The sequence below is a fragment of the Arthrobacter sp. 05L421 genome (assembly GCF_056397785.1).
Genome location: NZ_JBFTOC010000003.1, coordinates 254,177 through 280,824 on the forward strand (window position 1 = coordinate 254,177; position 26,648 = coordinate 280,824).

At 67.1% G+C, this 26,648-nt stretch carries 22 protein-coding genes; 14 read left to right on the top strand and 8 right to left on the bottom strand.

Annotated features, from left to right (window positions below):
- The 9 genes from AC1DKQ_RS06090 (at position 1) to mmsB (ending at position 12,197) form a co-directional block, all read left to right on the top strand.
- A complete protein-coding gene (locus AC1DKQ_RS06090) occupies positions 1-1,251 on the top strand; it encodes a Gfo/Idh/MocA family protein (protein WP_476883131.1) in 1,251 nt (416 codons plus the stop codon).
- Between the two features lies 1 nt (position 1,252).
- Positions 1,253-2,302 (top strand): LacI family DNA-binding transcriptional regulator, encoded by a 1,050-nt coding sequence (locus AC1DKQ_RS06095; RefSeq protein ID WP_476883132.1) that lies wholly within the window; start codon positions 1,253-1,255, stop codon positions 2,300-2,302.
- A gap of 190 nt (positions 2,303-2,492) precedes the next feature.
- A complete protein-coding gene (locus AC1DKQ_RS06100; RefSeq protein ID WP_476883133.1) occupies positions 2,493-3,515 on the top strand; it encodes a LacI family DNA-binding transcriptional regulator in 1,023 nt (340 codons plus the stop codon).
- A 110-nt stretch (positions 3,516-3,625) separates the two neighbouring features.
- The gene (araB, locus tag AC1DKQ_RS06105; RefSeq protein ID WP_476883134.1) at positions 3,626-5,341 is read left to right on the top strand and encodes a ribulokinase; all 1,716 of its coding nucleotides are present in this window, start codon (positions 3,626-3,628) and stop codon (positions 5,339-5,341) included.
- Positions 5,338-6,048 carry an L-ribulose-5-phosphate 4-epimerase gene (locus tag AC1DKQ_RS06110; RefSeq protein WP_476883135.1) on the top strand — a complete coding sequence of 237 codons (711 nt, stop codon included), beginning with the start codon at positions 5,338-5,340 and terminating at the stop codon, positions 6,046-6,048. Before araB ends, AC1DKQ_RS06110 begins: the two co-directional genes overlap by 4 nt.
- Before the next feature lie 103 nt (positions 6,049-6,151).
- A complete protein-coding gene (gene araA / locus AC1DKQ_RS06115) occupies positions 6,152-7,672 on the top strand; it encodes an L-arabinose isomerase (protein ID WP_476918441.1) in 1,521 nt (506 codons plus the stop codon).
- A 468-nt stretch (positions 7,673-8,140) separates the two neighbouring features.
- Positions 8,141-9,265 (top strand): multiple monosaccharide ABC transporter substrate-binding protein, encoded by a 1,125-nt coding sequence (gene chvE, locus AC1DKQ_RS06120; protein WP_476918442.1) that lies wholly within the window; start codon positions 8,141-8,143, stop codon positions 9,263-9,265.
- 107 nt (positions 9,266-9,372) lie between these two features.
- The gene (gene mmsA, locus AC1DKQ_RS06125; protein ID WP_476918443.1) at positions 9,373-10,902 is read left to right on the top strand and encodes a multiple monosaccharide ABC transporter ATP-binding protein; all 1,530 of its coding nucleotides are present in this window, start codon (positions 9,373-9,375) and stop codon (positions 10,900-10,902) included.
- A gap of 5 nt (positions 10,903-10,907) precedes the next feature.
- A complete protein-coding gene (gene mmsB / locus AC1DKQ_RS06130) occupies positions 10,908-12,197 on the top strand; it encodes a multiple monosaccharide ABC transporter permease (protein WP_476883139.1) in 1,290 nt (429 codons plus the stop codon).
- A gap of 88 nt (positions 12,198-12,285) precedes the next feature.
- Here mmsB and AC1DKQ_RS06135 read toward each other — a convergent pair whose 3' ends face one another.
- The 5 genes from AC1DKQ_RS06135 to AC1DKQ_RS06155 all read right to left on the bottom strand — a co-directional run bounded on the left by AC1DKQ_RS06135 (position 12,286) and on the right by AC1DKQ_RS06155 (position 17,415).
- The gene (locus tag AC1DKQ_RS06135) at positions 12,286-13,647 is read right to left on the bottom strand and encodes an MFS transporter (protein WP_476883140.1); all 1,362 of its coding nucleotides are present in this window, start codon (positions 13,645-13,647) and stop codon (positions 12,286-12,288) included.
- Positions 13,648-13,733: 86 nt separating this feature from the next.
- Complete coding sequence (locus tag AC1DKQ_RS06140; RefSeq protein WP_476883141.1) at positions 13,734-14,204, bottom strand: RpiB/LacA/LacB family sugar-phosphate isomerase; 471 nt, start codon at positions 14,202-14,204, stop codon at positions 13,734-13,736.
- An 8-nt stretch (positions 14,205-14,212) separates the two neighbouring features.
- Positions 14,213-15,217 carry a ribokinase gene (locus AC1DKQ_RS06145; protein WP_476883142.1) on the bottom strand — a complete coding sequence of 335 codons (1,005 nt, stop codon included), beginning with the start codon at positions 15,215-15,217 and terminating at the stop codon, positions 14,213-14,215.
- A 79-nt stretch (positions 15,218-15,296) separates the two neighbouring features.
- Positions 15,297-16,322: a LacI family DNA-binding transcriptional regulator gene (locus AC1DKQ_RS06150; protein ID WP_476883143.1), complete on the bottom strand. Its 1,026-nt coding sequence runs from the start codon at positions 16,320-16,322 to the stop codon at positions 15,297-15,299.
- Positions 16,323-16,722: 400 nt separating this feature from the next.
- Positions 16,723-17,415: a GntR family transcriptional regulator gene (locus AC1DKQ_RS06155; protein ID WP_476918444.1), complete on the bottom strand. Its 693-nt coding sequence runs from the start codon at positions 17,413-17,415 to the stop codon at positions 16,723-16,725.
- Positions 17,416-17,522: 107 nt separating this feature from the next.
- Between AC1DKQ_RS06155 and AC1DKQ_RS06160 the strand changes: the two genes are divergently transcribed.
- The 4 genes from AC1DKQ_RS06160 (at position 17,523) to AC1DKQ_RS06175 (ending at position 23,336) form a co-directional block, all read left to right on the top strand.
- Positions 17,523-18,281, top strand: a complete 759-nt coding sequence (locus AC1DKQ_RS06160; protein ID WP_476883145.1) for a LamB/YcsF family protein — start codon at positions 17,523-17,525, stop codon at positions 18,279-18,281.
- Between the two features lie 108 nt (positions 18,282-18,389).
- Positions 18,390-19,727, top strand: coding sequence for an MFS transporter (locus AC1DKQ_RS06165; protein WP_476883146.1), 1,338 nt, complete (start codon positions 18,390-18,392; stop codon positions 19,725-19,727).
- 157 nt (positions 19,728-19,884) lie between these two features.
- The gene (locus AC1DKQ_RS06170) at positions 19,885-21,582 is read left to right on the top strand and encodes a 5-oxoprolinase subunit B/C family protein (protein WP_476918445.1); all 1,698 of its coding nucleotides are present in this window, start codon (positions 19,885-19,887) and stop codon (positions 21,580-21,582) included.
- Entirely contained in the window at positions 21,582-23,336 is a 1,755-nt protein-coding gene (locus AC1DKQ_RS06175) for an acetyl/propionyl/methylcrotonyl-CoA carboxylase subunit alpha (RefSeq protein ID WP_476918446.1), read from the top strand. The genes AC1DKQ_RS06170 and AC1DKQ_RS06175 overlap by 1 nt, the downstream gene beginning before the upstream one ends.
- 369 nt (positions 23,337-23,705) lie before the next feature.
- Here AC1DKQ_RS06175 and AC1DKQ_RS06180 read toward each other — a convergent pair whose 3' ends face one another.
- Genes AC1DKQ_RS06180 through AC1DKQ_RS06190 form a run of 3 tightly spaced genes read right to left on the bottom strand, consistent with a single transcriptional unit; the run spans position 23,706 to position 26,022 of the window.
- Positions 23,706-24,692, bottom strand: a complete 987-nt coding sequence (locus tag AC1DKQ_RS06180) for an aldo/keto reductase (protein ID WP_476918447.1) — start codon at positions 24,690-24,692, stop codon at positions 23,706-23,708.
- 2 nt (positions 24,693-24,694) lie between these two features.
- Positions 24,695-25,117 carry a (R)-mandelonitrile lyase gene (locus AC1DKQ_RS06185; protein ID WP_476918448.1) on the bottom strand — a complete coding sequence of 141 codons (423 nt, stop codon included), beginning with the start codon at positions 25,115-25,117 and terminating at the stop codon, positions 24,695-24,697.
- Positions 25,114-26,022, bottom strand: coding sequence for a helix-turn-helix transcriptional regulator (locus AC1DKQ_RS06190; protein ID WP_476918449.1), 909 nt, complete (start codon positions 26,020-26,022; stop codon positions 25,114-25,116). Before AC1DKQ_RS06190 ends, AC1DKQ_RS06185 begins: the two co-directional genes overlap by 4 nt.
- A 125-nt stretch (positions 26,023-26,147) precedes the next feature.
- Between AC1DKQ_RS06190 and AC1DKQ_RS06195 the strand changes: the two genes are divergently transcribed.
- A complete protein-coding gene (locus tag AC1DKQ_RS06195) occupies positions 26,148-26,483 on the top strand; it encodes a carboxymuconolactone decarboxylase family protein (RefSeq protein WP_476918450.1) in 336 nt (111 codons plus the stop codon).
- The last annotated feature ends 165 nt before the right edge of the window (positions 26,484-26,648 follow it).

Genomic DNA, 26,648 nt, shown 5'->3' on the forward strand with positions numbered 1-26,648 from the left:
ATGACATTCTCACTAGGTATCGTTGGCGCCGGCCAGTTCGCAGGCGCCTTCGCCAAGCTCTTCAACGCCCACCCCGAAATTTCAGAAGTCCATATCACCGATGTCCTGCCGGAACGGGCCGAGGCCCTCCGGGAGCGGCTCGGCCTGGCCGGGACGTATCCCAGCTTCGAGGCCATGCTCGACGGCGGCGTGGACGCCGTCGCAATCTTCACCCAGCGCTGGACGCACGGGCCGCTGGTGCTGCAGGCGCTCCGCGCGGGCAAGCATGTCTACTCGGCAGTGCCGATGGCCATCAGTGAGGACGAGATCGCCCGGATCATCGACGCCGTCCGCGAGACGGGCCTGACCTACATGATGGGCGAGACCAGCTACTACAACCCCGCCACTGTGTATGCCCGCAAGCGCAGGGCCGAAGGCGCCTTCGGCCGCATTTTCTATGCCGAGGGCGACTACGTGCACGACATGGACCTTGGCTTCTACGAGGCCTACCAGTACAGCGGCGGGGCGGACTGGAAGCGCACCGCCAGCTACCCGCCCATGCTGTACCCGACCCACTCCACGGGCGGGGTGCTGGGCGCGATCGGCGGCCATGCCGTCAGCGTCAGCTGCATCGGCGTCTCCGACGAACGCGGCGACGGCGTGTTCGACAAGGACGTCAGCATGTTCGGCAACGACTTTTCCAATGCCACCGCGCTGTTCGAACTCTCAACCGGCGGCTCCATGCGCATCAACGAGATGCGCCGCGTCGGCTACCCCTCCCACCTGCGCGAAAGCCGCTTCCGGTACTTCGGCACCGAAGCCAGCTTCGAGCAGCTGGCCACGGTCAGTGTGTGGCAGGACAAAGAGTCAGTGACCGATGTCAGCGCCGAACTGGACACCCACGCCACGCTCGCTGCCGACGATCCGGCGCTGGCCGACGTCGCACCGGCCCTGCGGGACGCCTTCAGCTCCGGTCTGGCCGCGGTGCACGACGCCGGCCGGCTCCCCGCCGAGTTCCGCGGACTTCACAACGGGCACGAGGGCAGCCACCACTTCCTGGTGGACGACTTCGCCACCGCCGTCGCCACCGGAACGCTGCCGCCGGTCAATGCCTGGGAAGCCGCCCGCTACACCCTTCCGGGCATCGTCGCGCACGAGTCCGCCCTCCGCGGCGGGGAGCGGCTGCCCGTGCCGGACCACGGTGACGCCCCCGCCGGGCTGCCCGCGCACGTCTCCAGTGAGGAAGGCTTTGCCGCCGAACTCCGGCGGTAGCATGGTCCCTGTGCCACATTCGCCAGCCCCCGCCAGGCCCACGATCACCCGCAAAGACGTGGCCCGGCTGGCTGGCGTCAGCACCGCCGTCGTCAGCTATGTGGTGAACGGCGGACCCAAGCGGGTCTCCCCGGTGACGGCCGCGAAAGTGCGCGAGGCCATCAGCGCCCTCGGGTACCGGCCGAACGCCGCGGCGAGGGCCCTGAAGCTGGGCTCCAGCGAGATGCTGGGCATGGTGGTCCCGGACACCACCAACCCCTTCTTCGCCACCCTGGCCCGCGCTGTGGAGGAAGCCGCGGCGGCGCGCGGCTACGCGCTGCTGCTGGCCAACTCGGGCGGATCGGCGGCCAACGAACGCCGCCAGGTCCGGAACCTCGCGAGCCGCCGGGTGGACGGCGTCTTCCTCTCCAGCGTGCTGTTCGAACCCGACCTGACCGAGCTTGAGCACTCGGAGATCCCCGCCGTGCTGCTCAACCACAGCAGCGAGGTGCCGGGCTTCAACTCGGTCGGCGTGGAGCTGCTCGAAGGCTCCCGGCGGGCCGTTGAGCACCTGGTGGGCCACGGCCACCGCAACATCGCGTTGGTCATGGGAATGAACGCCGGCAATGACCTCGACGCGCGCGAGATCGGGTGGCAGCGAGGGCTGGCCGAGGCCGACCTCCCGGAAGGGCCCATCCTGCGTTGCGACTTCGACCGCCAGGGCGGCTACCGGGCCGGGCAGCGGCTGCTCGCTGCCGCCGACCGGCCCACCGCCGTGTTTGTCAGTTCCGACCTGCAAGCCGTCGGCCTGCTGCGCGCCGTGTATGAGGCCGGCCTGCGTGTCCCGGAGGACCTCGCTGTCTTCTCCTTCGACGGCTCGGCCGAGGCGGAGTACAGCTGGCCGCCGCTGAGCACGGTCGCGCAGCCCGTACAGGCCATGGCCGAGGCTGCCGTCGAGGCACTCATCGACTCCGACAGCGGCTCACCCACCAGGAACAGGACCTTCCCCGTGGACCTGGTCCTGCGGGCGTCCTGCGGCTGCGTGCCGTCGCCCGCCGTGCCGGCCAGGTAAAGTCCCTTCCTCTGACATCGTTGCCGTCCCCTGCGGGCGGCGGGGGCTAAATGGACTATCGTTAGCGCTAACAGCAGCCGGGAGCCAGGCGACCTGCGGGCGTCATGCGCCCTCCCAGAGGTTGATTCCATAGGTTGATTTCACGGTAAGTTCACACCGGCGGACGACATCGGAGCGAAGGGAGCCTCGCATGGGGAACAGCAATGACCGGCGGCTGCCGCGGCTCGAAGACGTCGCCGCGCTGGCCAAAGTTTCCCACCAAACTGTGTCGCGGGTGATCAACAACCACCCGAACGTCAGCACGGCAACAAGGGTGCGGGTGGAGGCAGCGATTGCCGAACTCGGCTACCGGCGCAACACGGCCGCCCGGAGCCTGGTGACCCGGCGCACCCAAACCATCGGTGTCCTGGCCTCGGAACTCGGGCAGTACGGCCCGGCGAACACCCTGTTGGGGGTCCAGCAGGCCGCCCGCGAAGCAGGGTATTTCGTGAGCATTGCCGCGATCAAAGGGGCCGGGGCGAAGGCCATTTCGGATGCGGTGCGGCACCTAACGGACCAGGGCGCGGACGGAATGATTGTGATCGTGCCGCACGACGGGACACTTCAGGTGCTCGAAGGCCTGAACCTGGATCTCCCGGTGATCGTCGTCGGCGGTGCCGGGGAAGGGCGTCTGAGCGGCGCGATGGTCGACCAGAAGCTCGGGGCGCGGCTGGCCGTGGCCCATCTCATCAGCCTTGGCCACCAGCAAATCGGCCATGTCTCCGGCCCGCTTGACTGGGTGGACGGCAAGGCCCGTGTTGACGGGTGGCGCGAGGAGCTGGCGGAAGCCGGCCTCCCGGACGACCTTTTGGTCGAGGGGGATTGGAGCGCGGGCAGCGGGTACCGGATCGGGAAGCTGTTGGCAGAACAGCGCAGCGCCACGGCGGTATTCGTCAGCAACGACCAGATGGCGCTCGGACTGCTGCGGGCGTTCGGCGAGAAGGGCATCCGCGTCCCGGAGGAAATCTCGCTGGTCGGCTTCGACGATCAGCCCGAATCCGCCTACTTCATGCCGCCGCTGACCACCGTGCGCCAGGACTTCGAGGAGCTCGGAAAACGCTGCATGGACTTGATACGCGCCCAGATCGAGGACGAAGCCGGCAGCGGCGCCTTGGTGGTCAAGCCTGAGCTCGTGGTCCGCGCCAGCACTGCGCCCCGCCCCCGCCTCTCCTAGGGCCGAAGCTTTCCGTTTCCGGCCAAGCACGACCGGTCTTCTTGACACCATGTTTGTTAGCGCTAACAATAAGGGAGTTCGCAATGTTGCGGAACCTATTGGAGGATTTGATGGACTTCTCAGTGGACGGAACCGACAACTTTGTCATCGGTGTGGATTACGGCACGCTTTCGGGGCGGGCCGTCGTCGTCCGGGTCCGGGACGGCAAGGAACTGGGCAGCGGAGTCTTTGACTACCCTCATGCTGTGGTCTCGGGCGAGCTCCCCGAGGACACGGCGGGCGCCGCCGGGATCCGGCTTCCGGGCGAGTGGGCGCTCCAGGTGCCCGACGACTACCGGGAGGTCCTGCGCCACGCGGTGCCCGCGGCGATCGCCGACGCCGGAATCGACCCGGCCGCCGTCGTGGGGATCGCCACGGACTTCACGGCCTGCACCATGGTTCCGGTCAAGGCAGACGGCACCCCGCTGAGTGAACTGCCCAACTTTGCCGACAGGCCGCACGCCTATGTGAAGCTCTGGCGCCACCACGCCGCGCAGCCGCAGGCGGACCGGATCAACGCACTGGCCGCCGAACGGGGCGAAAGCTGGCTCCCGCGCTACGGCGGGCTGATCTCCTCCGAGTGGGAATTCGCCAAAGGACTGCAGCTGCTCGAGGACGACCCGGAAAGTTACGCCGCGATGGACCGCTGGGTGGAAGCCGCCGACTGGATCGTCTGGCAGCTCTGCGGCAACTACGTCCGCAACGCCTGCACGGCCGGGTACAAGGGGATCTACCAGGACGGCCGCTACCCGTCCGAGGACTTCCTGGCCGCCCTGAATCCGCGGTTCAAGGATTTCGTGTCCGCCAAGCTGGAACACACCATCGGCCGGCTCGGCGACGCCGCCGGTTATCTCACCGCCGAGGCCGCCGCCTGGACTGGCCTGCCCGAGGGGATCGCCGTTGCGGTGGGCAACGTGGACGCGCACGTCACCGCACCGGCCGCCAAAGCGGTGGAGCCGGGCCAGCTCGTGGCGATCATGGGCACCTCCACCTGCCACGTCCTGAACGGCGGCGAACTCCGGGAAGTGCCGGGCATGTGCGGCGTCGTCGACGGCGGCATCGTGGACGGGCTCTGGGGTTACGAGGCCGGGCAGTCCGGGGTGGGGGACATCTTCGGCTGGTTCACCAAGTTCGGCGTTCCGCCGGAATACCACCAAGCCGCGGCCGCCGCCGGTCTGGGCATCCACGAATATCTCACCGAACTCGCGTCCAGCCAGGCGATCGGCCAGCACGGCCTGATCGCGCTCGACTGGCACTCCGGCAACCGCTCCGTGCTGGTGGACCACGAACTCTCCGGCATCATCGTTGGCCAGACCCTCGCCACGAAACCTGAGGACACTTACCGGGCACTCCTGGAGGCCACAGCCTTCGGCACGCGGACCATCGTGGACGCCTTCCGCGACTCTGGCGTCCCGGTCACCGAGTTCATCGTTGCCGGCGGGCTCCTGAAGAACAAGCTGCTTATGCAGATCTACGCCGACATCACAGGACTGCAGCTCTCCACCATCGGCTCCACCCAAGGTCCAGCGCTGGGTTCGGCCATCCACGCCGCCGTCGCTGCCGGAAGGTACCAGGACATCCGGGAGGCCGCGGCCGCCATGGGTGCTGCGCCGGGCGCGGTCTACACACCGATCCCGGAGAACGTCGCGGCCTACGAAGAACTGTTCCGGGAATACCGGACACTCCACGACTACTTCGGCAGGGGAACCAACGAGGTCATGCACCGGCTCAAAGCTATTCAGCGCAACGCCGTCCGTCCTCTCTTCACCGCCGGGGTGTCCGCATGAGCACGCTGCCGGAATCCATCGCCCGGCTCCGCAGCGAGGTCTGCTCGCTGCACGCCGAACTCACGCGTTACCAGCTCGTGGTCTGGACGGCGGGAAACGTCTCGGCCCGCGTTCCCGGCTACGACCTCATGGTCATCAAACCGTCCGGCGTCTCCTATGACGAGCTGACGCCGGAACTCATGGTGGTCACCGATCTCTTCGGCACGCCGGTGAGCTCGCTCAGCTCCGGAGCCGACGGCGCGACGGTCGAGTGGGCCAACCCGGACCTCACGCCGTCCTCGGACACCGCGGCGCACGCCTACGTCTACCGCCACATGCCCGACGTCGGGGGAGTGGTGCACACCCATTCGACCTACGCCACGGCCTGGGCTGCCCGGGGAGAGCCGATCCCCTGCGTGCTGACCATGATGGGTGACGAGTTCGGGGGGACGATCCCTGTGGGCCCGTTCGCGCTGATCGGGGACGACTCGATAGGCCGCGGCATCGTGGACACCCTGGCCCGGTCCACCTCGCCGGCCGTGCTCATGCAGAACCACGGGCCCTTCACCGTGGGCAAGGATGCCCGCTCCGCGGTCAAAGCCGCTGTGATGTGCGAGGAAGTGGCCAAGACGGTCCACGTTTCCCGCCAGCTCGGCGAGCCCGTGCCGATCGACCCGGCCCAGATCGACTCGCTCTACGCCCGCTACCAGAACGTCTACGGCCGCTAGGCCCAAAAACCGGCCGCTAGGCCCAAAAACCGGCCGCTAGGCCCAAAAACCGGCCGCTAGGCCGCCAACCCGCCGTCGCTCTCTACCTTCCCCAGGAGAAAACATGTCTAACGCCAACAACACGTCCCTTGAGCAGTACGAGGTCTGGTTCCTCACCGGCAGCCAGCACCTCTACGGCGAGGACGTCCTCAAGCAGGTCGCTGCGCAGTCGCAGGAGATCGCCGACGCGCTGAACGCCTCCGCCGACGTACCGGTGCAAATCGTCTGGAAGCCCGTGCTCACGGACTCGGACGCCATCCGCCGCACCGCCCTGGAAGCCAACTCGGATGACGCCGTGATCGGCGTGACCGCCTGGATGCACACGTTCTCACCGGCCAAGATGTGGATCCAGGGCCTGGACCTGCTCCGCAAGCCGCTCCTGCACCTGCACACCCAGGCCAACGTCGAACTGCCGTGGGCGGACATCGACTTCGACTTCATGAACCTCAACCAGGCCGCGCACGGCGACCGCGAGTTCGGCTACATCCAGTCCCGCCTCGGCATCCCCCGCAAGACCGTCGTCGGGCACGTGTCCAACCCCGATGTCTCCCGCCAGGTGGGCTCCTGGCAGCGCGCCTCGGCGGGCTGGACCGCGGTCCGGACGCTTAAGCTGACCCGCTTCGGCGACAACATGCGCAACGTCGCCGTCACTGAAGGGGACAAGACCGAGGCTGAGCTGCGCTTCGGCGTCTCGGTCAACACCTGGTCCGTTAACGAACTCGCCGACGCCGTGCACGGCGCCCCGGAGGCCGACGTCGACACCCTCGTCGCCGAATACGAGCGGCTCTACGACGTGGCCGCCGAGCTCCGCGCCGGTGGCGCCCGGCACGAGTCGCTGCGCTACAGCGCCCGGATCGAACTGGGGCTGCGATCCTTCCTCGAGGCCAACGGCTCGGCCGCCTTCACCACCTCTTTCGAGGACCTAGGCGCACTGCGCCAGCTGCCGGGCATGGCCGTGCAGCGGCTCATGGCCGACGGCTACGGCTTCGGCGCCGAGGGCGACTGGAAGACCGCCACCCTGGTCCGCGCAGCCAAGGTCATGGGCTCCGGGCTCCCCGGCGGCGCCTCGCTCATGGAGGACTACACGTACCACCTCGCCCCGGGTCAGGAAAAGATTCTCGGCGCCCACATGCTCGAGGTCTGCCCCTCCCTGACCACCACCAAACCCCGCGTGGAAATCCACCCGCTCGGCATTGGCGGCAGGGAAGACCCGGTCCGCATGGTCTTCGACACCGACGCCGGCCCCGGGGTCGTGGTGGCGCTGTCCGACATGCGCGACCGCTTCCGCCTCGTGGCCAACGCCGTCGACGTCGTGGACCTCGACGAGCCGCTGCCCAACCTGCCGGTGGCCCGCGCACTCTGGTCGCCCAAGCCGGACTTCTCCACCTCCGCCGCTGCTTGGCTGACGGCCGGGGCCGCCCACCACACCGTGCTGAGCACAGCCGTCGGCATGGACGTCTTCGAGGACTTCGCCGAGATCGCCCAAACCGAGCTGCTCACGATCGACGAAGGCACCACCATCCGGGGCTTCAAGAAGGAGCTGGCCTGGAACGCCGCCTACTACAAACTGGCCGGCGGTCTGTGACCGGGGGCGAATACGGGCTCCGGCACGGGGCTAACACCGCCGTCATCACCGCCTGCGGGCGGCGGTGCGGGCTATCCCTTCGCATTGTCGATCATCGCGCGCTACCGGCTGGACGGCGACGGTCTGGGCAGGCGTGCGTCATCGTCCGGGACCCGGGCGGGACCGGCGTCGGCTTGAACCCGGAGCCACGCACCGCGTGGCTTGGCGCATTCTTGCGGCGTGAGGGCACGCCGCCGGACTGACGCAGATCAAACGGCCAATGTGCGTTGACTCACATGTTTCGAGAAGCTATCTTTGACCATATTGTTAGCGATAACAATCGGCCGCAGTTCCCTTGCAGGCTGAATCCCCGTTCCATTCAGACCTCCGCATTCCTCCCGCTGTCACCGCCCCGCAGGGGCACAATGACGTGCAGGACTGCGATCAGGAGCAACTTCGCGGACTATGCGTCCGCGGAAGGAGAAAATTGTGAAGATCAGGAAACTCCTGGGCGCCGTTGCGGTTGTCCTCGCTGTGACCGTAGGGGCCACCGGCTGCGGCAGTCGGCCCGGCACGGCCGCCCCGGCCGCCAGCGCCGATGCTGCCGGCTCGCTCGTCGGGATCTCGATGCCGACGCAGACCTCGGAGCGGTGGATCGCCGACGGCAAGAACGTCTCGGATTCCTTGACGAAGCTCGGTTACAAGGCCGACCTGCAGTACGCCAACGATGACATCCCCACGCAGGTGGCGCAGATCGAGAACATGCTCACCAAGGGCGCTAAAGCCCTGATCGTCGCGGCCATCGACGGCACCACCCTTACCGACGTCCTTGCCAAGGCGAAGGAACAAAACGTTAAGGTCATCGCCTACGACCGGCTCATCAACGGCACGCCGAATGTCGACTTCTACACCACTTTCGACAACTACACGGTGGGCGTGCAGCAGGCCACTTCGCTGCTGACCGGCCTGGGCCTCGTTGACGCAAGCGGCAACAAGGTCGAAGGCAAGGGTCCGTTCAATGTGGAGCTCTTCGCCGGCAGCCCGGATGACAACAATGCCAACTTTTTCTGGACCGGCGCCATGGACACCCTCAAGCCGTACCTGGACGCCGGGACCCTGAAGGTACCCAGTGGCCAGACCAAGTTTGAGCAGGCCGCCATCCTGCGCTGGCAGGCCCCCGTGGCCCAGAAGCGCATGGAGGACATCCTCACCGCCGCATACAGCTCCGGCACCAAGCTCAACGGCGTTCTGTCCCCGTATGACGGCCTCTCCATCGGCATCATCTCGGCCCTGACCAGCACCGGCGGTTACGCCAAGGGCAGCCTGCCGATCGTCACCGGCCAGGACGCCGAAAAGGGTTCGGTGAAGTCCATCATCGCCGGAGAGCAGTACTCCACGATCTTCAAGGACACCCGCCAGCTGGGAGCCCAGGCCGTCAAGATGGTCGACGCCCTCATGAAGGGCCAGGAGCCCGAGGTCAACGACACCAAGACCTACAACAACAAGGTCAAGGTGGTCCCCGCCTACCTGCTCAAGTCCGTCATCATCACGGACGAGAACTACAAGAAGGAACTCATCGAATCCGGCTACTACAGCGAGGCCGACGTCAAGTAGCCACGTCGAAGGGTGGCGGGCCGCCGTCGAGTCCGGGCCGCCACCCTTCCCGTAGACCCCTGCAGCCGCAGGAGGTCTCAAGCACTACCAGGCAGTGAGAATTGGCGATGAACACACCCATTCTTCAAATGCGAGGAATCACCAAGACCTTCCCGGGCGTGAAGGCCCTCCAAGACGTCACCCTGCAGGTGAACCGCGGCGAAGTCCACGCCATCTGCGGTGAAAATGGCGCCGGGAAATCCACCCTCATGAAGGTGCTGTCCGGCGTCTACCCGCACAGCTCCTTCGATGGCGACATCCTTTTCGAAAACGAAGCCTGCACCTTCTCCAGCATCAGCGACAGTGAGAAACGCGGAATCGTGATCATTCACCAGGAACTGGCCCTTAGCCCCTATTTGTCGATCGCCGAGAACATCTATCTCGGCAACGAACAGGCCAAGCGCGGTTGGGTGGACTGGCGCAAGACCAACCTGGAGGCCGCGAAACTCCTGGCCCGGGTGGGGCTGAGCGAAAACCCGGTCACCCCCGTCCAGCACATCAGCGTGGGCAAGCAGCAGCTCGTGGAAATCGCCAAGGCGCTATCGAAGGAGGTCAAGCTCCTCATCCTCGACGAGCCGACGGCGGCCCTCAACGACGAGGACTCGAGCCATCTGCTGGACCTGATCCTGCACCTCAAGGGCCAAGGCGTCACCAGCATCATCATCAGCCACAAACTCAACGAAATCCGCAAGGTCGCGGACGCCGTCACGATCATCCGGGACGGCAAGACGATCGAAACCCTCCGCCTGGGCGGCGGCGAGATCACGCAGGAACGCATCATCCGCGGAATGGTGGGCCGGGACCTGGAAAGCCTCTATCCGGACAGGGAACCCCGGATCGGCGAGGAAGTCCTGCGGATTGAGGACTGGTCCGTCCGACACCCGCAGGACTCCAGCCGGATGGTGGTCAACAACGCCAGCCTCAATGTCCGCAAGGGGGAAGTGGTGGGACTGGCCGGGCTGATGGGCGCCGGCAGGACGGAGCTGGCCATGAGTGTCTTTGGGCGCAGCTACGGCACCGCAACCTCGGGGAGAGTCTTCAAGCACGGCACGGAAATCAACACCTCCACCGTCTCGGCCGCCATCAAGCACGGGATCGCCTACGCCACCGAGGACCGCAAGCTCTACGGCCTGAACCTCATCGAGGACATCAAGCGGAACGTTTCCATGGCGGCGCTGCGCAAGCTGGTGAAGGGCGGCTGGGTGGACAAGAACCAGGAAACCCTGGTGGCCAACGACTACCGGAAGAACATGAACATCAAGGCTCCGTCGGTCGCCGCCATCACGGGCAAGTTGTCCGGCGGCAACCAGCAGAAAGTGGTGCTGAGCAAGTGGATGTTTTCCGATCCGGACGTGCTGATCCTCGACGAACCCACCCGCGGGATCGACGTCGGCGCGAAGTTTGAGATTTACACGATCATCGCGAAGCTGGCCGCGGAAGGAAAGGCGGTCATTGTGATCTCCTCCGAACTGCCCGAACTGTTGGGCATTTGCGACAGGATCTACACCCTGTCCGCCGGCCACATCACCGGCGAGATCCCGATCGCCGAAGCATCGCAGGAAACCCTCATGCACTACATGACCAAAGAGAAGGAATAGCGAACATGTCCGCCCTCCGAGAATCCCTGGGCTTCCTGACAAGCCGCCTCCGCCAGGTTGGCATCTTTGTCGCCCTGATCCTGATCGTCCTGCTGTTTCAGATCCTGACGGACGGGATCCTGCTGGAGCCCCAGAACGTCACCAACCTGGTGGTCCAGAACAGCTACATCTTGATTCTGGCCATCGGCATGGTGATGGTGATCATCGCCGGCCACATCGACCTGTCCGTCGGTTCGGTCGCCGGGTTCATCGGCGCCATCGCCGGGGTCATGATCGTGCACTGGGGATGGGAATGGTGGATCGCCATCCCCGCCTGCCTGATCGTTGGCGCGCTCGTGGGTGCCTGGCAGGGCTACTGGATCGCGTACGTCGGCATTCCCGCCTTCATCGTCACCCTCGCCGGGATGCTGATATTCCGGGGCCTGACACTGATCACCCTCAAGAACCAGCAGATCACGCCGTTCCCGGCCGAGCTGCGGGCGCTGGGCGGCGGCTTCCTGCCGGACATTTCCGGTGGCACGTCGGTGCTGGAGTGGCTGACGGTCATCCTTGGTGTCGGCGCCACCTTGGCGCTGGTGGTCCAGGCAGTCAAGGAACGCCGGATCCGGATGAAGTTTGAAGTCGAGAATGAGCCGATGGCGTGGTTCGTCACCAAGACCGCGTTCATCGCCCTGCTCATGCTGACCATCACCTTCCTGCTCGCCAGCTACAGGGGCACCCCCATCGTCCTGATTGTTCTCGCGGTTCTGGTGATCGTCTATACGGCCCTGATGAACAACAGCGTCTTCGGACGCCATACCTACGCACTCGGCGGCAACTTGCACGCAGCCGAGTTGTCCGGCATCAAGACCAAGGCGGTCACGTTCCGGCTGTTCGTGAACATGGGCGTCCTTGCCGCGCTGGCTGGCCTCGTGTTCACGGCCCGGCTCAACTCAGCCCAGCCGGCCGGCGGCACCGGCTTCGAACTGGACGCCATCGCAGCGGCGTTCATCGGCGGCGCCGCGGTCACTGGTGGCATCGGGACCGTGGCCGGGGCCATGATCGGCGGCCTCATCATGGGTGTGCTGAACAACGGCATGTCGATCCTTGGCCTCGGCACCGACTACCAGCAGCTCATCAAGGGCCTGGTGCTGCTCCTCGCCGTCGGCTTCGACATCTTCAATAAGAACCGCAGCGGCAAGGGCGGCGGGGCCGCGATCTTCAAGAGCCTCAAACTGAAAACCCCGCCCGCGGCGGGTGCCGACGCCGGGAAGCCGGCGGATGAGCGTCCGGTTCCGGTGGCGGCCGGACAGTAACGCGGGATAGCACAGACTGCTGCGACCCGGGTTGGCCTCCAGAGGCCAACCCGGGTCGCTCTTTATCGCGGGGGTCTTCGCTGCGCTGCTAGCGGGCGGCCGCCGGCTGGTCCTCCGCGGCAGCTGCCGGCTCGCCGGCGATGATGGCGTCGACTTCAGCCTTTTCCTTGGCGCCCCAGGTTTCGCGGGTGTTCAGCACGCCGATCAAGCCAATGACGCCTACCAGGACGTACAGCGAGGCGCCCCCCGCCCACCCGAAGACGGAGGCCAGGAGCACGGCCAGGAAGGGCGCGAATCCGGAAATGGAGGCGGCCACCTGGTAGCCGATGGAGGCGCCGGAGGTCCTGGTGTTGGTCCGGAACAGCTCCGCGAACCAGGCGCCCTGCGTGCCGGTAAACGTGGCGTGGATGATGCCGATGCCGATCACGAACGCCAGGACGATCAGGAACGGGTTGCCGGTGTTGCTGAGCAGGAACATCGGGAAGCCGAAGACAATGACGGCGATGGTTCCGCCGAGGTAGAGCTTGCGGCGGCCGATGCGGTCGGTGAGCGCGCCGGCGACCAGCGTGACCGGGATGGCCAGAAGGCTGGCGATCACAATGCCGGTCAGGCCGATGGCCCGGTCCTCGGGGTTGTTCTTCGTGATGTAGGAGAGCAGGTACGTGGCCGTGACGTAGTACGCGCAGCTCTCCACGATCCGCAGGGAGATCACCCGCAGGATGTTCCGCCAGTCGTTCTTGACCACGGTGGCCAGCGGGTTCTTGACGATCGCGCCCGTGGCCTTGGTGTGTTCGAACTCGGGGGATTCCTCAAGCCTCATCCGGACAACGAGGCCGACGACGATCAGGACGGAGCTGGCGAGGAACGGCAGCCGCCAGGCCCAGTCGGTCTGCAGGGAGGCGGAGAGCAGGAACGCGGCGTTGGCCAGCGTGATGCCCAGCGGGTTGCCTGCCTGCGGGATGGCCGCGAAACGGCCGCGCTTCTTCCACGGTGCGTGCTCGAACGTCATCATGACGGCGCCGCCCCATTCAGCACCGAAGGCCAGGCCCTGGATCATCCGGATGATGACCAGCAGGATGGGTGCGAGGATGCCGACCTGGCCGTACGTGGGGAGGCAGCCGATCAGGACGGTGGCGATGCCCATGGTCAGCAGCGCGCCGACCAGCACGGGCTTGCGGCCGTACTTGTCGCCGAGGTAGCCGCCGACGGCACCGCCGATGGGCCGCATCAGGAAGCCCACCGCCAGGGTGGCAAAGGCCAGAAGTGTTCCGACCACAGGGTCCGTGTTGGGGAAGAAGACCTTGCCGAAGTACAGGGCCGCGGCCGTGCCGTAGGCGACGAAGTCGTAGTTTTCCACGCACGTGCCGGCGGCCGAGGCCACGGCGGTCTTGATCTTTCCGGGTGACCCGTGGGCGGCCTGGCGCGGCCGGTCCGTGATTGCTGCCGTCATATTCTATATCTCCTTTGATATTGCTGGACAGCCTTGGGCAGCATGCCGAAGGCCAGGTAAACGATTGGTGGTGCGGTGCCGTCCGGTCAGATTTCGGCGGCCAGTTCCCGTGCTCCCTCGAGCTCCATTTCGCGCAGCTTTTGGACGCGCCGGATGGTGTCTTCGTCGTTGTCGAATTTCGCGTCGAGGAACGACTGGAGGACTTCCTTGGCGGTGGCCCTGCCGATCAGCCAGGCGCCCATGGCGATTGCGTTCGCGTCGTCGTGCTCCACACTCTGGTGGGCAGAATAGACGTCGTGGCCCAGGGCGCACCGGATGCCCGGGATCTTGTTGGCCGCCATCACGGCGCCCACCCCGGTGCCGCAGACCAGCACGGCGCGCTCGGCCTCGCCGGAGCGGACCAGATCGCAGGTGGCCCGGGTGATGTCCGGGAAATCGACCGGCGCCTCGCTGGGCGCGCCGCAGTCGATGACCTCATGGCCGAGGTCCTCCAGGACTGACTGGACAAACGATTTGAGGGGGAAGCCGGCGTGGTCGTTGCCGAGTGCGATTTTCATGGGTCTCCTTAGTTCGGAACGACAGGGCTGGAAAATGCTGTGATCGGGTTGGCGGGGTTCGGATTGGCTGGGTTCGGATTGGCTGTGTTCGGATTCGCGGGGTTCGGCGCGGACGCCGGTAGTTCACGCGCCCATGGAATCGATTCCATGGCGCCGGCGCGCGTGACTGCAAGTGCCGAAGCGCGCGTGGCGTGAACCATTGCGGCAGACAGGTCGCTTGGGTTGTCGGCCAGAGATGCGGCGAGGTAGCCCACGAACGTGTCGCCGGCTCCCGTGGTGTCCCGGGCGGCTACCTTGGCGGCCGGCACATGCACCAGACTGCCATCGAGGACTGTGAAGGACCCTTCCGCGCCGGCGGTGCAGACGATGGCCGGACCCAGGACAGGCGGAAGAGTCTGGACCAGCTCCCGGTGGTTGCCGGGTATTCCGCCGAGGCCGGCGAGAACCTGGATTTCCTGCTCGTTCACCACGAGGAGGTCGACGTCGTCGAGCAGGCCATCGATCTGCCGGGGGGCGGGGGCGGCGTTGAGGATGACGAATGCGCCGCGGCTCTTCGCGATGTGCGCAGCCTGCCGGACCAGCTCCGTCGGGATCTCGAGCTGCAGAACCAGGACGTCGCCGGCCTGGACGGCGGCGAGTCCGGCATCGACGTCGGCCGCTGTGATCCCGGAGTTCGCGCCCGGACTGACGATGATCTGGTTTTCGCCGTGGTCGTCGACGGCGATGACCGCCGTTCCGGTGGCGTCGGTGCCGCTGACCCGGACGTGACCGGCGTCGATGCTGGCCTCGGTCAGAACCTCAAGGATCCGTCGGCCATGCGCGTCGCCGCCGACGGCGCCGGTGAACTTCACTGTGGCGCCGGCCCGGGCCGCCGCGACGGCCTGGTTGCCGCCCTTGCCGCCGGGGCTGAACGTCGCGTCCGAACCCCGGACGGTCTCGCCCGCCCGCGGCAGGGAACGGACGCGGATGTTCTGGTCGATATTGAGGCTTCCGACCACAAAAACCGTGCTCATTGGACCTGCTCCTTCGGTGGTGTCGGACGGTGCCCCAGGCCGCAAATCAGAGGGGTCGGACTGGACGGCGTTGCTGTTGTCACGGCAGCCCCTTGCTTGGGTCCGCAGCGCCCGAGGAGGCGCGGACAATGAGTTCACTCGGGAGGACGACCGAGTCCGGCTTCTGCCCGTCGATCACCTCGAGCAGGAGCCTGACCGCGGTCCGGCCCATCGCCTCTACATCGTGGGAGATGACGGTCAGCGGCGGATCGAGCAGGGAGAACCATTCGATGTCGTCGAAGGCGATGAGGGCCATGTCCCGTCCGATGCGCAGGCCCTTGCGGTTCAGGGTGGCCAGCGCGCCGACGGCCATGGGGCTGTCGGCGGCCAGGAGTGCGGTTGGCGGCTGCGCGAGGCCCAGCAGGTGGTGCGCGCCGGCCGAGCCGCTGGCGGACTGGAAGTCGCCGAAGTACGTCAGTGCGGGATCGGCGCTGAGCCCGAACTCGCGGGCCGCGCGGGAGTAGGACTTGAGCCGGTCCCGGCCGGTGGACGTGGTCTGGGGTCCGGCGATGTAGCCGACGCGCTCGTGGCCCTGCCGGACCAGATGCTCCACGGCTTGGCGGATGCCGACATCACCGTCGGTGGTAACGCTCGGCACATCGATTCCGTCGACCGTCCGGTCAACGAACACCGTGGGGATGTCCCGTTCCAGCAGGGCGCGCAGGCTCGAGCTCCCTTCGCCCTGCGGTGCGGCGATCACGCCGTCCACGCGCTGCGAAATAAAGGTGTCCAGGTACCGGTCCTGCTGCGGGATGCTCTCGTTGGCGTTCCCCAGCAGGGTGACAAGCCCCTCCGCGAGGGCCGCCTGCTCCGCGGCGTGCGCCAGGTCGGCGAAGAACGGGTTACGGATATCTGAGAGGAGCAGCCCGATGACGTTGGTCCTGGTGGAACGGAGCGCGCGAGCCTGGGCGTTGGGGTGAAAATCCAGCTCGGCGACGGCGGCGGCGACCTTCTGGCGCGATTCCGCGGACGTTGCCGGGTTTCCGGACAGCACTCTGGAGGCCGTGGCGGACGAGACGCCGGCCAGTGCTGCCACGTCCTTGATGGTGATGGAAGGTCCCGTCACTGCTGCGCCTTTCGCCCTTGAACTGCTCTGGAAAAGTCTGTGGAATCGATTCCATGGAATCGGTTCCACAAGTATGTGACGCTGGCTACAGTCTGTCAAGGGTTGCTCGCGATCGGGATGAAGGGCGGGCTCGATCAGCTGCGACGCACCGAATCTCCGGCGACGGGGACGGCGACGGCGGATGCGCTCAGCGACGCGGTATGACCCGGCTGTATGCGCCGGCGACGCGCAGTTTGACCCGGCTGGATTTGCCCGGCGACGCGGGATGTGTTCACCGACGCGCGAACTCCCCCTCGACGCGGGAATACAGGCGTCGGCAGGAAATTTGCGCGTGGCCAGGCTGAATGGGGGTCGCAGGACCGGATGCGGGGCGCGGGACGGGGCCCAGCCCAGCGGCAGTTCACTCGCCGTGGACGGCGGCCTGGCGTTCCTCTGACCGGTTCAAATAGGCCAGCAGCAGCTCCCCGGCGCGGTCCAGGTCCCCGGCTTCCAGGGCCCTGCAGATTTCCTCGTTGTCCGGCAGGTAGCCCCGGTAGAAGTGCGCGTCCACGGTGGCCTTGTGGAAGAACAGCCGCATCTCGGCCAGGACCTGGGACATGATCGTATCCAGCCGCCGGCTGCCTGCCAGGGCCACGATCGCGCCGTGGAAATGCTGGTTGGCGTTGCCCAGGCCCTCTTCGTCGTTGGCGGCGGCCGCGGCTTTGCCCTCTTCCACGGCCGCGCGGACCGCCGCCACCCGCTCCGGGCTGCCGCCGCCGCGGATCGCACTGACTTCAATGGCGCGGCGCACCGTGTAGACGTCGTGGATGTCGCCAGCCTCCAGGCTGGCCACGAAGACGCCCCGGTTCGGGTGCCGGACCACCAGGCGCTCGGCCGCTAGTTCGGCGAAGGCCTCGCGGACCGTGTTGCGGGAAACGCCCAGATCCTCGGCGATGGTCGATTCTGTGAGCCGCGTTCCCGGCAGGAGCAGGCCCTCCGCCAGCTGCAGGCGCAGTTCGGCTGCCACCCGGTCCGCCACGGACGGCACGGCCACGCGCAGCCGCGCCGCCGCCGCGCCCAGGGCGGGGCCGGCATCAGCATCGGAAGTCGTCATGGTGCCGAATCTACACGATTGTCTGAACGTTGAATCGTCGGATTGTTGAACAATCGGCAAAAGTGATGCATCCTTAGTAGGGGGCTATCATGAGACGAGGATCACAAATGGCGACCATTGACCTGAACAGCGACGTTGGCGAGTCCTTCGGACGCTGGACCCTGGGCGACGACACGGCGATGTTCCGCTCTGTCTCCAGCGCCAACGTGGCTTGCGGATTCCACGCGGGTGACCCCAGCGTCATCCGCCGGACCTGCCGCGAGGCGATTGCCGCCGGCGTAGTGATCGGCGCCCACGTGGGCTACCGCGATCTGGCCGGGTTCGGCCGCCGCTTCCTGGACGTTGATCCGATCGAACTGGCGGACGACGTCGTCTACCAGATCGGCGCGCTGCAGGCGCTGGCCGCCGCCGAGGGCGGCACGGTCCGGTACGTAAAGCCGCACGGCGGGCTCTACAACGCGATCGTGGCGCACACCCGCCAGGCGAAGGCCGTCGTCGACGCCGTGAAGTCCGTTGACCCGAACCTCCCGATCCTGGGCCTGCCGGGCTCGGAAGTGCTGCGCCTCGCCGAGGCTGCCGGCCTCCGCGCGGTCACCGAAGCCTTTGCCGACCGCGCCTACAACCCGGACGGCACCCTCGTTTCCCGTGCGCTCCCCGGAGCCGTGCTGGAGGACCCCGCTCTCGTCACTGAGCATGTCCTCCGGATGGCCACCGATTCCGCCGTCCGCACCATCGACGGCTCCATCCTGAAGATCCACGCAGAGAGCATCTGTGTGCACGGCGACTCACCGGGAGCCGTCACCATGGCCGCTGCAGTGCGTGAGGCGCTCAACGCCGCCGGGATCGACACCGCCGCGTTCGTCTAAGGCACCCGCCTTCGTCCCGGCCGAAGCTCACAGCAGCGTGCCGGACCCACCCCAAACGCTGGCTCCACCCCTAGCAACAGGCAGCACCCGCACACCTGGAGGAAAACCATGACCACACCGCAGCAGGCCACCCCGGCCGCCAGCAAGAAGAGGATGCCGCCCGGCGCCCTCAAGGCCTACGTCGCGAGCCTCACCGGTACGTCGCTGGAGTACTACGACTTCGCGATCTACTCCGTGGCCTCGGCCCTGGTGTTCCCCAAGGTCTTCTTCCCCGGGAACGACGAATACGTCGGGCTGCTGCTGTCCTTCTCGACCTTTGCGGTGGGCTACCTCGCCCGTCCCATCGGCGGCGTGATCTTCGGCCGGCTCGGTGACAAAATCGGCCGCAAGCACGTCCTCGTGACCACCCTGCTACTGATCGGCATCGCAACGGTCGTGATCGGCGCGCTCCCGGGCTACGCCACCATCGGCCTGGCAGCTCCCGTCATCCTGGTTCTGCTGCGCCTGGCACAGGGCATCGGCGTCGGCGGCGAATGGGGCGGAGCGGTGCTGCTCTCCAGCGAATTCGGTGACCCGCGAAAGCGCGGTTTCTGGTCCTCCGCCGCCCAGATCGGCCCGCCCGCCGGCAACCTGATGGCCAACGGCGTCCTGGCCATCCTCGCCGCGACCCTTAGCAACGAAGACTTCCTCTCCTGGGGCTGGCGCGTGGCCTTCCTCGCCTCGGCCATCTTGGTGGGCTTCGGCCTGCTGATCCGGCTCAAGCTCGAGGAAACTCCCGTCTTCAAGGCCATTAAGGCTCACGGCGAGGCGCCCAAGGCCCCCATCAAAGAGGTCTTTACCAAGGAACCGCGCGCTCTCGTGTCGGCCGCACTGTCCCGCATTGGCCCGGATGTGCTGTACTCCCTGCTCACCGTCTTCATGGCCGTCTATGCCACTAAGGAACTGGGCATGACCACGAGTAACGTCCTCACCGCCATCCTGATCGGCTCGGCCTTCCAGCTGGTCCTGATCCCCGCCGCCGGCGCCCTCACGGACCGAGTCAACCGCCGTCTCGTCTACGGCATCGCCGCCGTCGGAACCGCCGTGTACATCCCCCTGTTCTTCCTGATGATCCAGGGCAAGTCGGTCCTCATGCTGACCATCGGCATCGTGATTGGACTGGCGTTCCACGCCTTCATGTACGGCCCGCAGGCCGCCTACATCACCGAACAGTTCCCGGCCCGGCTGCGCTACGCCGGCAGCTCGCTGGCTTACACCATCGCCGGCGTGTTCGGCGGCGCCATCGCACCGTTGGTCTTCACCGCCCTCTTCGCCTCCAGCGGCAACTGGTTCCTGATCGCCGGCTACCTCGCGGTCGCTTCGATCGTGACGGTGATCGGGCTCGCCATCGGGCGCAATCCGCATACCGACGAAGAAGAGCGGCTCCTGCAGGAATCCCACGCCTGAGCCCTTCGGATCCGGTTCAGCGGATCCTGTCCACCGGCACAATTTCTCCGGCAAAATTTCTCCGGCACTATGAGTGAGGCACCTCGTGATTGAGACAGCAGGGGAACCCCCGAAGGTAGAGTACGCAGCACTTCATAGGGTCCGTTCCGTGCGGGCCGTGGGAACGCGCGCGGTCCTGGCCGAGCTCTCCGGCACCCAGGACGTGCTTGCCCTGCAGTCGCTGCTGCTGGAGAAGCCGCTGCCGGGCCAGCAGGATGTCCTGGCCGCGGCCGAGACCGTCCTGGTCAAGGCCGATTCCCCGGCCTCGGCCCGGCGCATCGCCGCCCGGCTGCTGCAGCTGGACCTCACCGCACCCGTGCAGCTCGACGGCGGCCTGGTGGTCATCGACACCGTGTACGACGGCGAAGACCTCGCCGAGGTCGGGAGGCTCACCGGCCTCGGCACGGAGGGCGTGATCGCCGCCCATTCCGGCCAGGTCTGGACCGTGGCCTTCGCCGGCTTCGCGCCCGGCTTCGGGTACATGGTGGGGGAGAACCAGCAGCTGGAAGTGCCCCGGCGCAGCTCGCCGCGCACCGCCGTGCCCGCAGGTTCCGTGGCGCTGGCCGGCAACTATTCGGCCGTGTACCCGCGCCGTTCCCCGGGCGGCTGGCAGCTGATCGGGCGCACCAGCGCCCGAATGTGGGACCTGGGCCGGGACCAGCCCGCCCTGGCCGCCCCCGGCCACCGGGTGCAGTTCCGCCCCATCCGGGCTGAGGTCATGCTCGCCGCTGATTCAGTCACTGAATCATCCGCTGATTCAGCCGCAGAGACGGCCGCAGAGTCTGCGGCTGAGAACGCCGGCACCGCGCCGCAGCCGGCTGCGCGGGACGTCGCCCGCGGACTCCGGATCGTTTCGCCCGGGATGCAGAGCCTGATCCAGGATCTCGGCCGGCATGGCCACTCCGGCCTGGGCGTCTCCGCCGCCGGTGCGCTGGACCGGGCCTCGCTGCGCCGGGCCAACCGGCTCGTCGGCAACGCCCCCGGCGCAGCGGCCATCGAGACCGTGGCCGGCGGGCTCAAGGTCCAGGCCGTGGCGGACCAGGTCCTGGCAGTCTCCGGCGCACCGTCGGCACTCAGTATCGAGTCGGCGCCGGACAGCACCGGCGAAACGTGGCACCGCGCGGTGCCGATCGCCGCCCCGTTCGCGCTGCTCGACGGCGAAACGCTCAGCCTTGGGGCGCCGCGCAGCGGCTTTCGCAGCTACCTCGCCGTCCGCGGCGGCGTGGATGCGGCCCTTGTGCTGGGCAGCCGCTCCACGGACACGATGTCCGGGATCGGCCCGGCGCCCCTGGCCGCCGGCCAGGTGCTGGCCGACGGCGGGGAGGCCGAGTCCGGCGTCGTCGGGGCTCCGGAACTGCAGCCGGACTACCCGGGCACCGGGGTGACCGTCCTCGACGTCGTCCCCGGCCCCCGCGCCGACTGGTTCGATCAGGCGGCGCTGGACTCCTTCACCGCCCAGGACTGGTCCGTGCTGCCGCAGTCCAACCGCGTGGGCATGCGGCTGGACGGGACCCCGCTGCAGCGCAGCCGCCAGGGCGAACTGCCCAGCGAAGGCACCGTGGCGGGCGCCCTGCAGGTCCCGCCGGAGGGCCTGCCTGTGCTCTTCCTGGCCGACCACCCCATCACCGGGGGTTACCCGGTGATCGCCGTGGTGGTCGACTCCCAGCTTGACCTCGCCGCGCAGGTGCCCATCGGCGGGAAGATCCGCTTCCGCTGGGCCGAATTCGCCGCGGCCGAGTCCGAGGCCACCGACGGCGGCACCACTGAACTCGGCACCACCAAACACGCCACCACCGAAGAAGAAGCGAGTAACTGATGCGCAAGGTCCTGATCGCCAACCGTGGAGAAATCGCGGTCCGCATAGCCCGGGCCTGCGACGACGCGCAGCTAGCGTCCGTCGCCGTGTACGCCGACATCGACGCCGACGCCCTGCACGTCTCCGCCGCCGATGAAGCCTTCAGCCTGGACGGCAACTCGCCCGCGGACACGTACCTGAACATCCCCAAGCTCCTCGCCGTGGCGGCCGAGTCCGGAGCGGACGCCGTCCACCCCGGCTACGGCTTCCTCTCCGAGAACGCCGACTTTGCCCAGGCGGTCCTGGACGCCGGACTGACCTGGATCGGTCCGACGCCGGACGCCATCCGGTTGCTCGGCAACAAGATCACGGCCCGCGACGCAGCCGTCCGGGCCGGCGCACCCCTGGTGGCCGGCAGCGACGGTCCCGTCGACACGGCTGCCGAGGCACGGGTTTTCGCCGAACAGCACGGCCTGCCCATCGCCATCAAGGCCGCTTTCGGCGGCGGTGGCCGCGGCATGAAGGTGGTCCGGGTCATCGACGAGGTCGAGGAAGCCTTCGACTCCGCCGTCCGGGAAGCAGTGGCCGCCTTCGGCCGCGGCGAGTGCTTCGTGGAGCGCTACCTGGACCGTCCGCGCCACGTCGAGGCGCAGGTCCTGGCGGACACACACGGCAACGTGGTGGTCGTCGGAACCCGCGACTGCTCACTGCAGCGCCGGCACCAGAAGCTCCTGGAGGAGGCACCCGCGCCGTTCCTCAGCGACGAGCAGACCAGCCTGATTTACGACGCCGCCAAGGCCGTTTGCCGCGAAGCTGGCTACTCCGGCGCCGGCACGGTGGAATTCCTGGTCGCGACGGACGGCACCGTGGCGTTCCTCGAGGTCAACACCCGGCTCCAGGTGGAGCACCCCATCACCGAGGAAACCACGGGGATCGACCTGGTCCAGGAACAGTTCCGGATCGCCGCGGGGGAGCCGCTGCGCCTCACCGAGGACCCGAAGCCGCGGGGGCACGCCTTCGAATTCCGGCTCAACGCCGAGGACGTGGGCCGCGGCTTCCTGCCCTCGCCCGGCACCATCGGCGAGTTCGCCGGCCCCACCGGCCCGGGCATCCGCCTCGACACCGGCGTCCGCTCCGGCTCCTTCGTCGCGCCGCAGTTCGATTCCCTGCTCGCGAAGCTGATCGTCACCGGCGCGGACCGCCAGCAGGCCCTGCGCCGCGCCCGCCGGGCCCTCGCCGAAATGCGCATCACCGGGGTCGCCACCGTTCTGCCGTTCCACCGGGCAGTGCTGGAATCCCCGGACTTCACATCCGAAGACGGGCTGGGCATCCACACCCGCTGGATCGAAACCGACTTCGCGGACAAGATCCCGGCCGATCCCGATTACAGCACCGCCGCGCCCGACGGCGAACGCCGCACCATCACCGTCGACGTGGACGGACGGCGCCTCGCCGTCGGCCTTCCGGCCGACCTGCTGGACGGCTGGGCCCGCTCAGGCGGGCCCAGCCCTGCCGGCGTGTCCGTGGAAGCAGCGTCCGACGGCGGTGCTGGCGCTGCCGACCCGGGCGAGCTGCGCGCCGACATGGCCGGGACCGTGGTGAAGTGGCTCGTTGAACCCGGCGCCGAGGTAGCGGCAGGGGACCCGGTTGTGGTCCTCGAAGCCATGAAGATGGAAACCCAGGTCTCGGCTCACCGGGACGGGACTGTCACCGACGTCCGCGCGGCAGCCGGGGGAGTGGTGGCTGCCGGGGCTGTGCTGGCGCTGATCGGCTAGGTTCCCGAAAGTCCGGCGGGGCCGTCTCGCCGGTTTCACTGACTCGCTTTCGCCGGTGGATGACCGGCGCCGGTGTTCGGATCAATTCCCTCGGGATCGTCGCGCGGGGATGGCGTCGCCAAGGCTCAATTGCGCAGACACCGACTGGCAATTGATTGGCGGCCAGAACGTCGATTCCCAGACCGAACACCGACAACCGATCATGTGTCGCCCTGCCGCCGGCAGTCGAGTCAATAGCGTCAAGTTAGGGTTTGAGAGTTTCCGGAGCCATCGTCAGGAAAGAAACAACCGAACCCTATTCTGACAACCTCTTGGCCGCCTGCCTGACGTCAGGTTGGGGTGTGCCTTACTTTGCGCAGGCCTGGTGGTTCAGCGGTTGACGTAGCTCATGTGAGTGGAGTTGTAGCGGTCACCGTGGACACCGAGGCGCTGGGCGAGGGCGTTGAGGTCGGCGATCTCGTCGGAAGAGAGCGCGACCTGTGTGGCCTCGGCGTTCTCCTTGATGCGGGCTGTGCGCCGGGTACCGGGAATGGGTACGATCCACGGCTGCTGGGCAAGCAACCAGGCCAGCGCGATCTGCGCTGGTGCCGCATCCTTCGCCCTGACCAGGTCAGCAACATGTATGACGAGGGCGTGATTGGCGGCGAGGTTCTCCTGATTGAAGCGGGGGACGCGGTGGCGGATGTCGCCGTTTGTGAAGGTGGTGGACGTATCCACGGTGCCGGTGAGGAAGCCCTTGCCGAGGGGGCTGAACGGCACGAACCCGATGCCGAGTTCCGCGAGAGTGGGCAGGATCTCGGCCTCAGGGTCGCGTGTCCACAGCGAGTACTCGCTCTGCAGCGCGGTGATGGGCTGGACGGCGTGCGCGCGGCGGATCGTGGCGGCAGAGGCCTCGGACAGGCCGAAGTGGCGGACCTTCCCCTCAGCGATCAGCTCGCTCACGGTGCCGGCGACGTCCTCGATTGGCACGTCGGGGTCGACGCGGTGCTGGTAGAACAGGTCGATCACGTCGGTGCGCAGCCGCTTGAGGGATTCGTCGGCGACGCGCCGGATCTGTTCGGGCCGGCTGTCCAGTCCCACGGACTTTTCGTCCTGGATGTCCCAGCCGAACTTCGTGGCGATCACGACCCGGTCACGGATCGGCTGAAGGGCTTCGCCGACGAGTTCTTCGTTGTCATAGGGGCCGTAGACCTCGGCGGTGTCGAAGAAGGTGACACCCTGGTCAACGGCGGATTGCAGCACCGCGATCATCTCATCGCGACTGCCGGGGTTGGGTCCGTAGCTCTGGGACATGCCCATGGCGCCGAGCCCGATCGCCGAGACTTCCAGGCCTTGGCCGAGTGTTCGTGTGTGCATGGTCATGCCTCCGTGGTGTGGTCGGGTGCGTTGGTGTATTCGTTGTCGGTAACGTGTTCGAGCCAGGTCGTTGTGGTGGCGGGGTCGTCGGCGTTTTCTAGCATGGCCAGGTGTTCCATGAACCGATCCGGTGCTGCGCCGTGCCAGTGTTCTTCTCCGGGAGGGGTGTAGATGGTCTGGCCGGGTACAGCGCGGATGGCAGTCCCGTCGCGGGTACCGATCAGGGCGACGCCGGCGGTGATGTGCAGCGTCTGCCCGTTGGCGTGGGAGTGCCAGGCGGTCCGGGCACCCGGTGCGAACCGCACGCAGGCGACGACCATTCGCTGGCCGGGCTCCTGGGGAGCGGCGATCGGGTCCACCCAGACGTCGCCGGTGAATTGCGCCGGCGGGTTCTTGCTGGTGGCGGACTGCGGAAGCTGTTTCATCGTTTCGTTTCCTTTGGTTCGGCGGCATGTGTCATCTTTAGGGCGGCGCCGTGCTGTTGCTGTTGGGTGGCGGCCCAGCTGGCAAGCAGTTGGAGGCGTTCCTCGCTCGGGGAGGCGGGCTCGGCGGTGTAGATCAGGAACGACAGGCCGGGTTCTGCCGTCAGCTCCAAACCCTCGTAGGTCAAAGTCAGGTCGCCGACCTCGTGGTGGTGGAAGTTCTTCGTGCCCGTACCGTGGCGGCGCACGGTATGGGCTCCCCACCGGGTGCGGAACGCGTCACTGCGGGTGGAGAGCTCGCCGATCAGGTCATGCAGCTGCGTGTCGCGCGGGTCGCGGCCGGCCTCGGTGCGCAGGATTGACACGGTGACGTCAGAGGCGGCTTCCCACTCTGGGTAGAAATTCTTAGCGCGTTCGTCGAGGAAGCAGAACCGGGCGAGATTGCCCTGCCCTGGCCCGTCGAAGACGTGATCGTAGAACGCGCGGCCCAGGGTGTTGGCGGCGAGGATATCCATCCGTCCGTTACGGACGAACGCGGGCCCGTTAGTGATCACATCCAGGGCGCGGGTCAGGCTCTCCCGGGGCACCCACGTCTTCGGTTTGCGCTTCCGTACCGGGGCGGAAGCGCCGTTGGCGACCCGGGCGAGATCGAACAGATGCTCCCGCTCGGCGTCGTCGAGCTGCAGGGCGCGGACCACCGATTCGAGGACAGCGTCGGAGACGCCTGTTAGGTTGCCGCGCTCGATCTTCGCGTAATACTCGACGCTCACGTCGGCGAGCATCGCAACCTCACTGCGCCTCAGTCCAGCCACCCGGCGGTGCGTCCCGACAGGCAACCCGGCCTGCCCGGGTGCGAGTTTCGCTCGGCGGGACATGAGGAACTCGCGCACTTCGTTCCGGTTGTTCACACCACCGACGCTACGACCCGGGGGGCTGCTTCAGGGAGTCTCTGTCAGTACACCCCTCATCAGAGACTCCCGCCGGCGGCGAATACGAGATGTCATGGAGATACCGACGAAGAAGGGAAATGATCATGACCGAAAATACTGAAACGGGTTGGACCGGCGGACAGAAGGCCTTCGGTGACTTCGCGCCCGGAATGGTCCACTACACGGACAAAGTCCTGTTCGACGAGGTATGGGAACGTGAGGGCCTGTCCAAGCGGGACCGAAGCCTGATCACTGTCGCCGCACTGACAGCCATGGGCAAGGCCGAACAGCTCACCTTCCATCTCGACTACGCGCGCCGGAACGGCGTCACCGAGGACGAGCTGAAGGAGGCGATCCTCCACCTCGCGTTCTATTCCGGCTGGCCCAACGGCATGAGTGCGATGGCCGTCGCCAAGAACATCTTCAGCCAGGAGAGCTAACCATTACGCACGGAGCCATTATTTACGCCCCCGGCGACGTCCGGTACGAACCGCGCGAAGACCCGCAGATCCTGGCCCCCACCGATGCGGTCATCCGCCTGGCCGCGGCCTGCGCGTGCGGGTCGGACCTGTGGAGCTAGCGAGACATCAACGACGTCACCGTGC

Coding starts and splice junctions, on each gene's coding strand:
- AC1DKQ_RS06090 (WP_476883131.1), top strand. CDS start 1: ATGACATTCTCACTAGGTATCGTTGGCGCCGGCCAGTTCGCAGGCGCC.
- AC1DKQ_RS06095 (WP_476883132.1), top strand. CDS start 1,253: ATGGTCCCTGTGCCACATTCGCCAGCCCCCGCCAGGCCCACGATCACC.
- AC1DKQ_RS06100 (WP_476883133.1), top strand. CDS start 2,493: ATGGGGAACAGCAATGACCGGCGGCTGCCGCGGCTCGAAGACGTCGCC.
- araB (WP_476883134.1), top strand. CDS start 3,626: ATGGACTTCTCAGTGGACGGAACCGACAACTTTGTCATCGGTGTGGAT.
- AC1DKQ_RS06110 (WP_476883135.1), top strand. CDS start 5,338: ATGAGCACGCTGCCGGAATCCATCGCCCGGCTCCGCAGCGAGGTCTGC.
- araA (WP_476918441.1), top strand. CDS start 6,152: ATGTCTAACGCCAACAACACGTCCCTTGAGCAGTACGAGGTCTGGTTC.
- mmsA (WP_476918443.1), top strand. CDS start 9,373: ATGAACACACCCATTCTTCAAATGCGAGGAATCACCAAGACCTTCCCG.
- mmsB (WP_476883139.1), top strand. CDS start 10,908: ATGTCCGCCCTCCGAGAATCCCTGGGCTTCCTGACAAGCCGCCTCCGC.
- AC1DKQ_RS06135 (WP_476883140.1), bottom strand. CDS start 13,647: ATGACGGCAGCAATCACGGACCGGCCGCGCCAGGCCGCCCACGGGTCA.
- AC1DKQ_RS06140 (WP_476883141.1), bottom strand. CDS start 14,204: ATGAAAATCGCACTCGGCAACGACCACGCCGGCTTCCCCCTCAAATCG.
- AC1DKQ_RS06145 (WP_476883142.1), bottom strand. CDS start 15,217: ATGAGCACGGTTTTTGTGGTCGGAAGCCTCAATATCGACCAGAACATC.
- AC1DKQ_RS06155 (WP_476918444.1), bottom strand. CDS start 17,415: ATGACGACTTCCGATGCTGATGCCGGCCCCGCCCTGGGCGCGGCGGCG.
- AC1DKQ_RS06160 (WP_476883145.1), top strand. CDS start 17,523: ATGGCGACCATTGACCTGAACAGCGACGTTGGCGAGTCCTTCGGACGC.
- AC1DKQ_RS06165 (WP_476883146.1), top strand. CDS start 18,390: ATGACCACACCGCAGCAGGCCACCCCGGCCGCCAGCAAGAAGAGGATG.
- AC1DKQ_RS06175 (WP_476918446.1), top strand. CDS start 21,582: ATGCGCAAGGTCCTGATCGCCAACCGTGGAGAAATCGCGGTCCGCATA.
- AC1DKQ_RS06180 (WP_476918447.1), bottom strand. CDS start 24,692: ATGCACACACGAACACTCGGCCAAGGCCTGGAAGTCTCGGCGATCGGG.
- AC1DKQ_RS06185 (WP_476918448.1), bottom strand. CDS start 25,117: ATGAAACAGCTTCCGCAGTCCGCCACCAGCAAGAACCCGCCGGCGCAA.
- AC1DKQ_RS06195 (WP_476918450.1), top strand. CDS start 26,148: ATGACCGAAAATACTGAAACGGGTTGGACCGGCGGACAGAAGGCCTTC.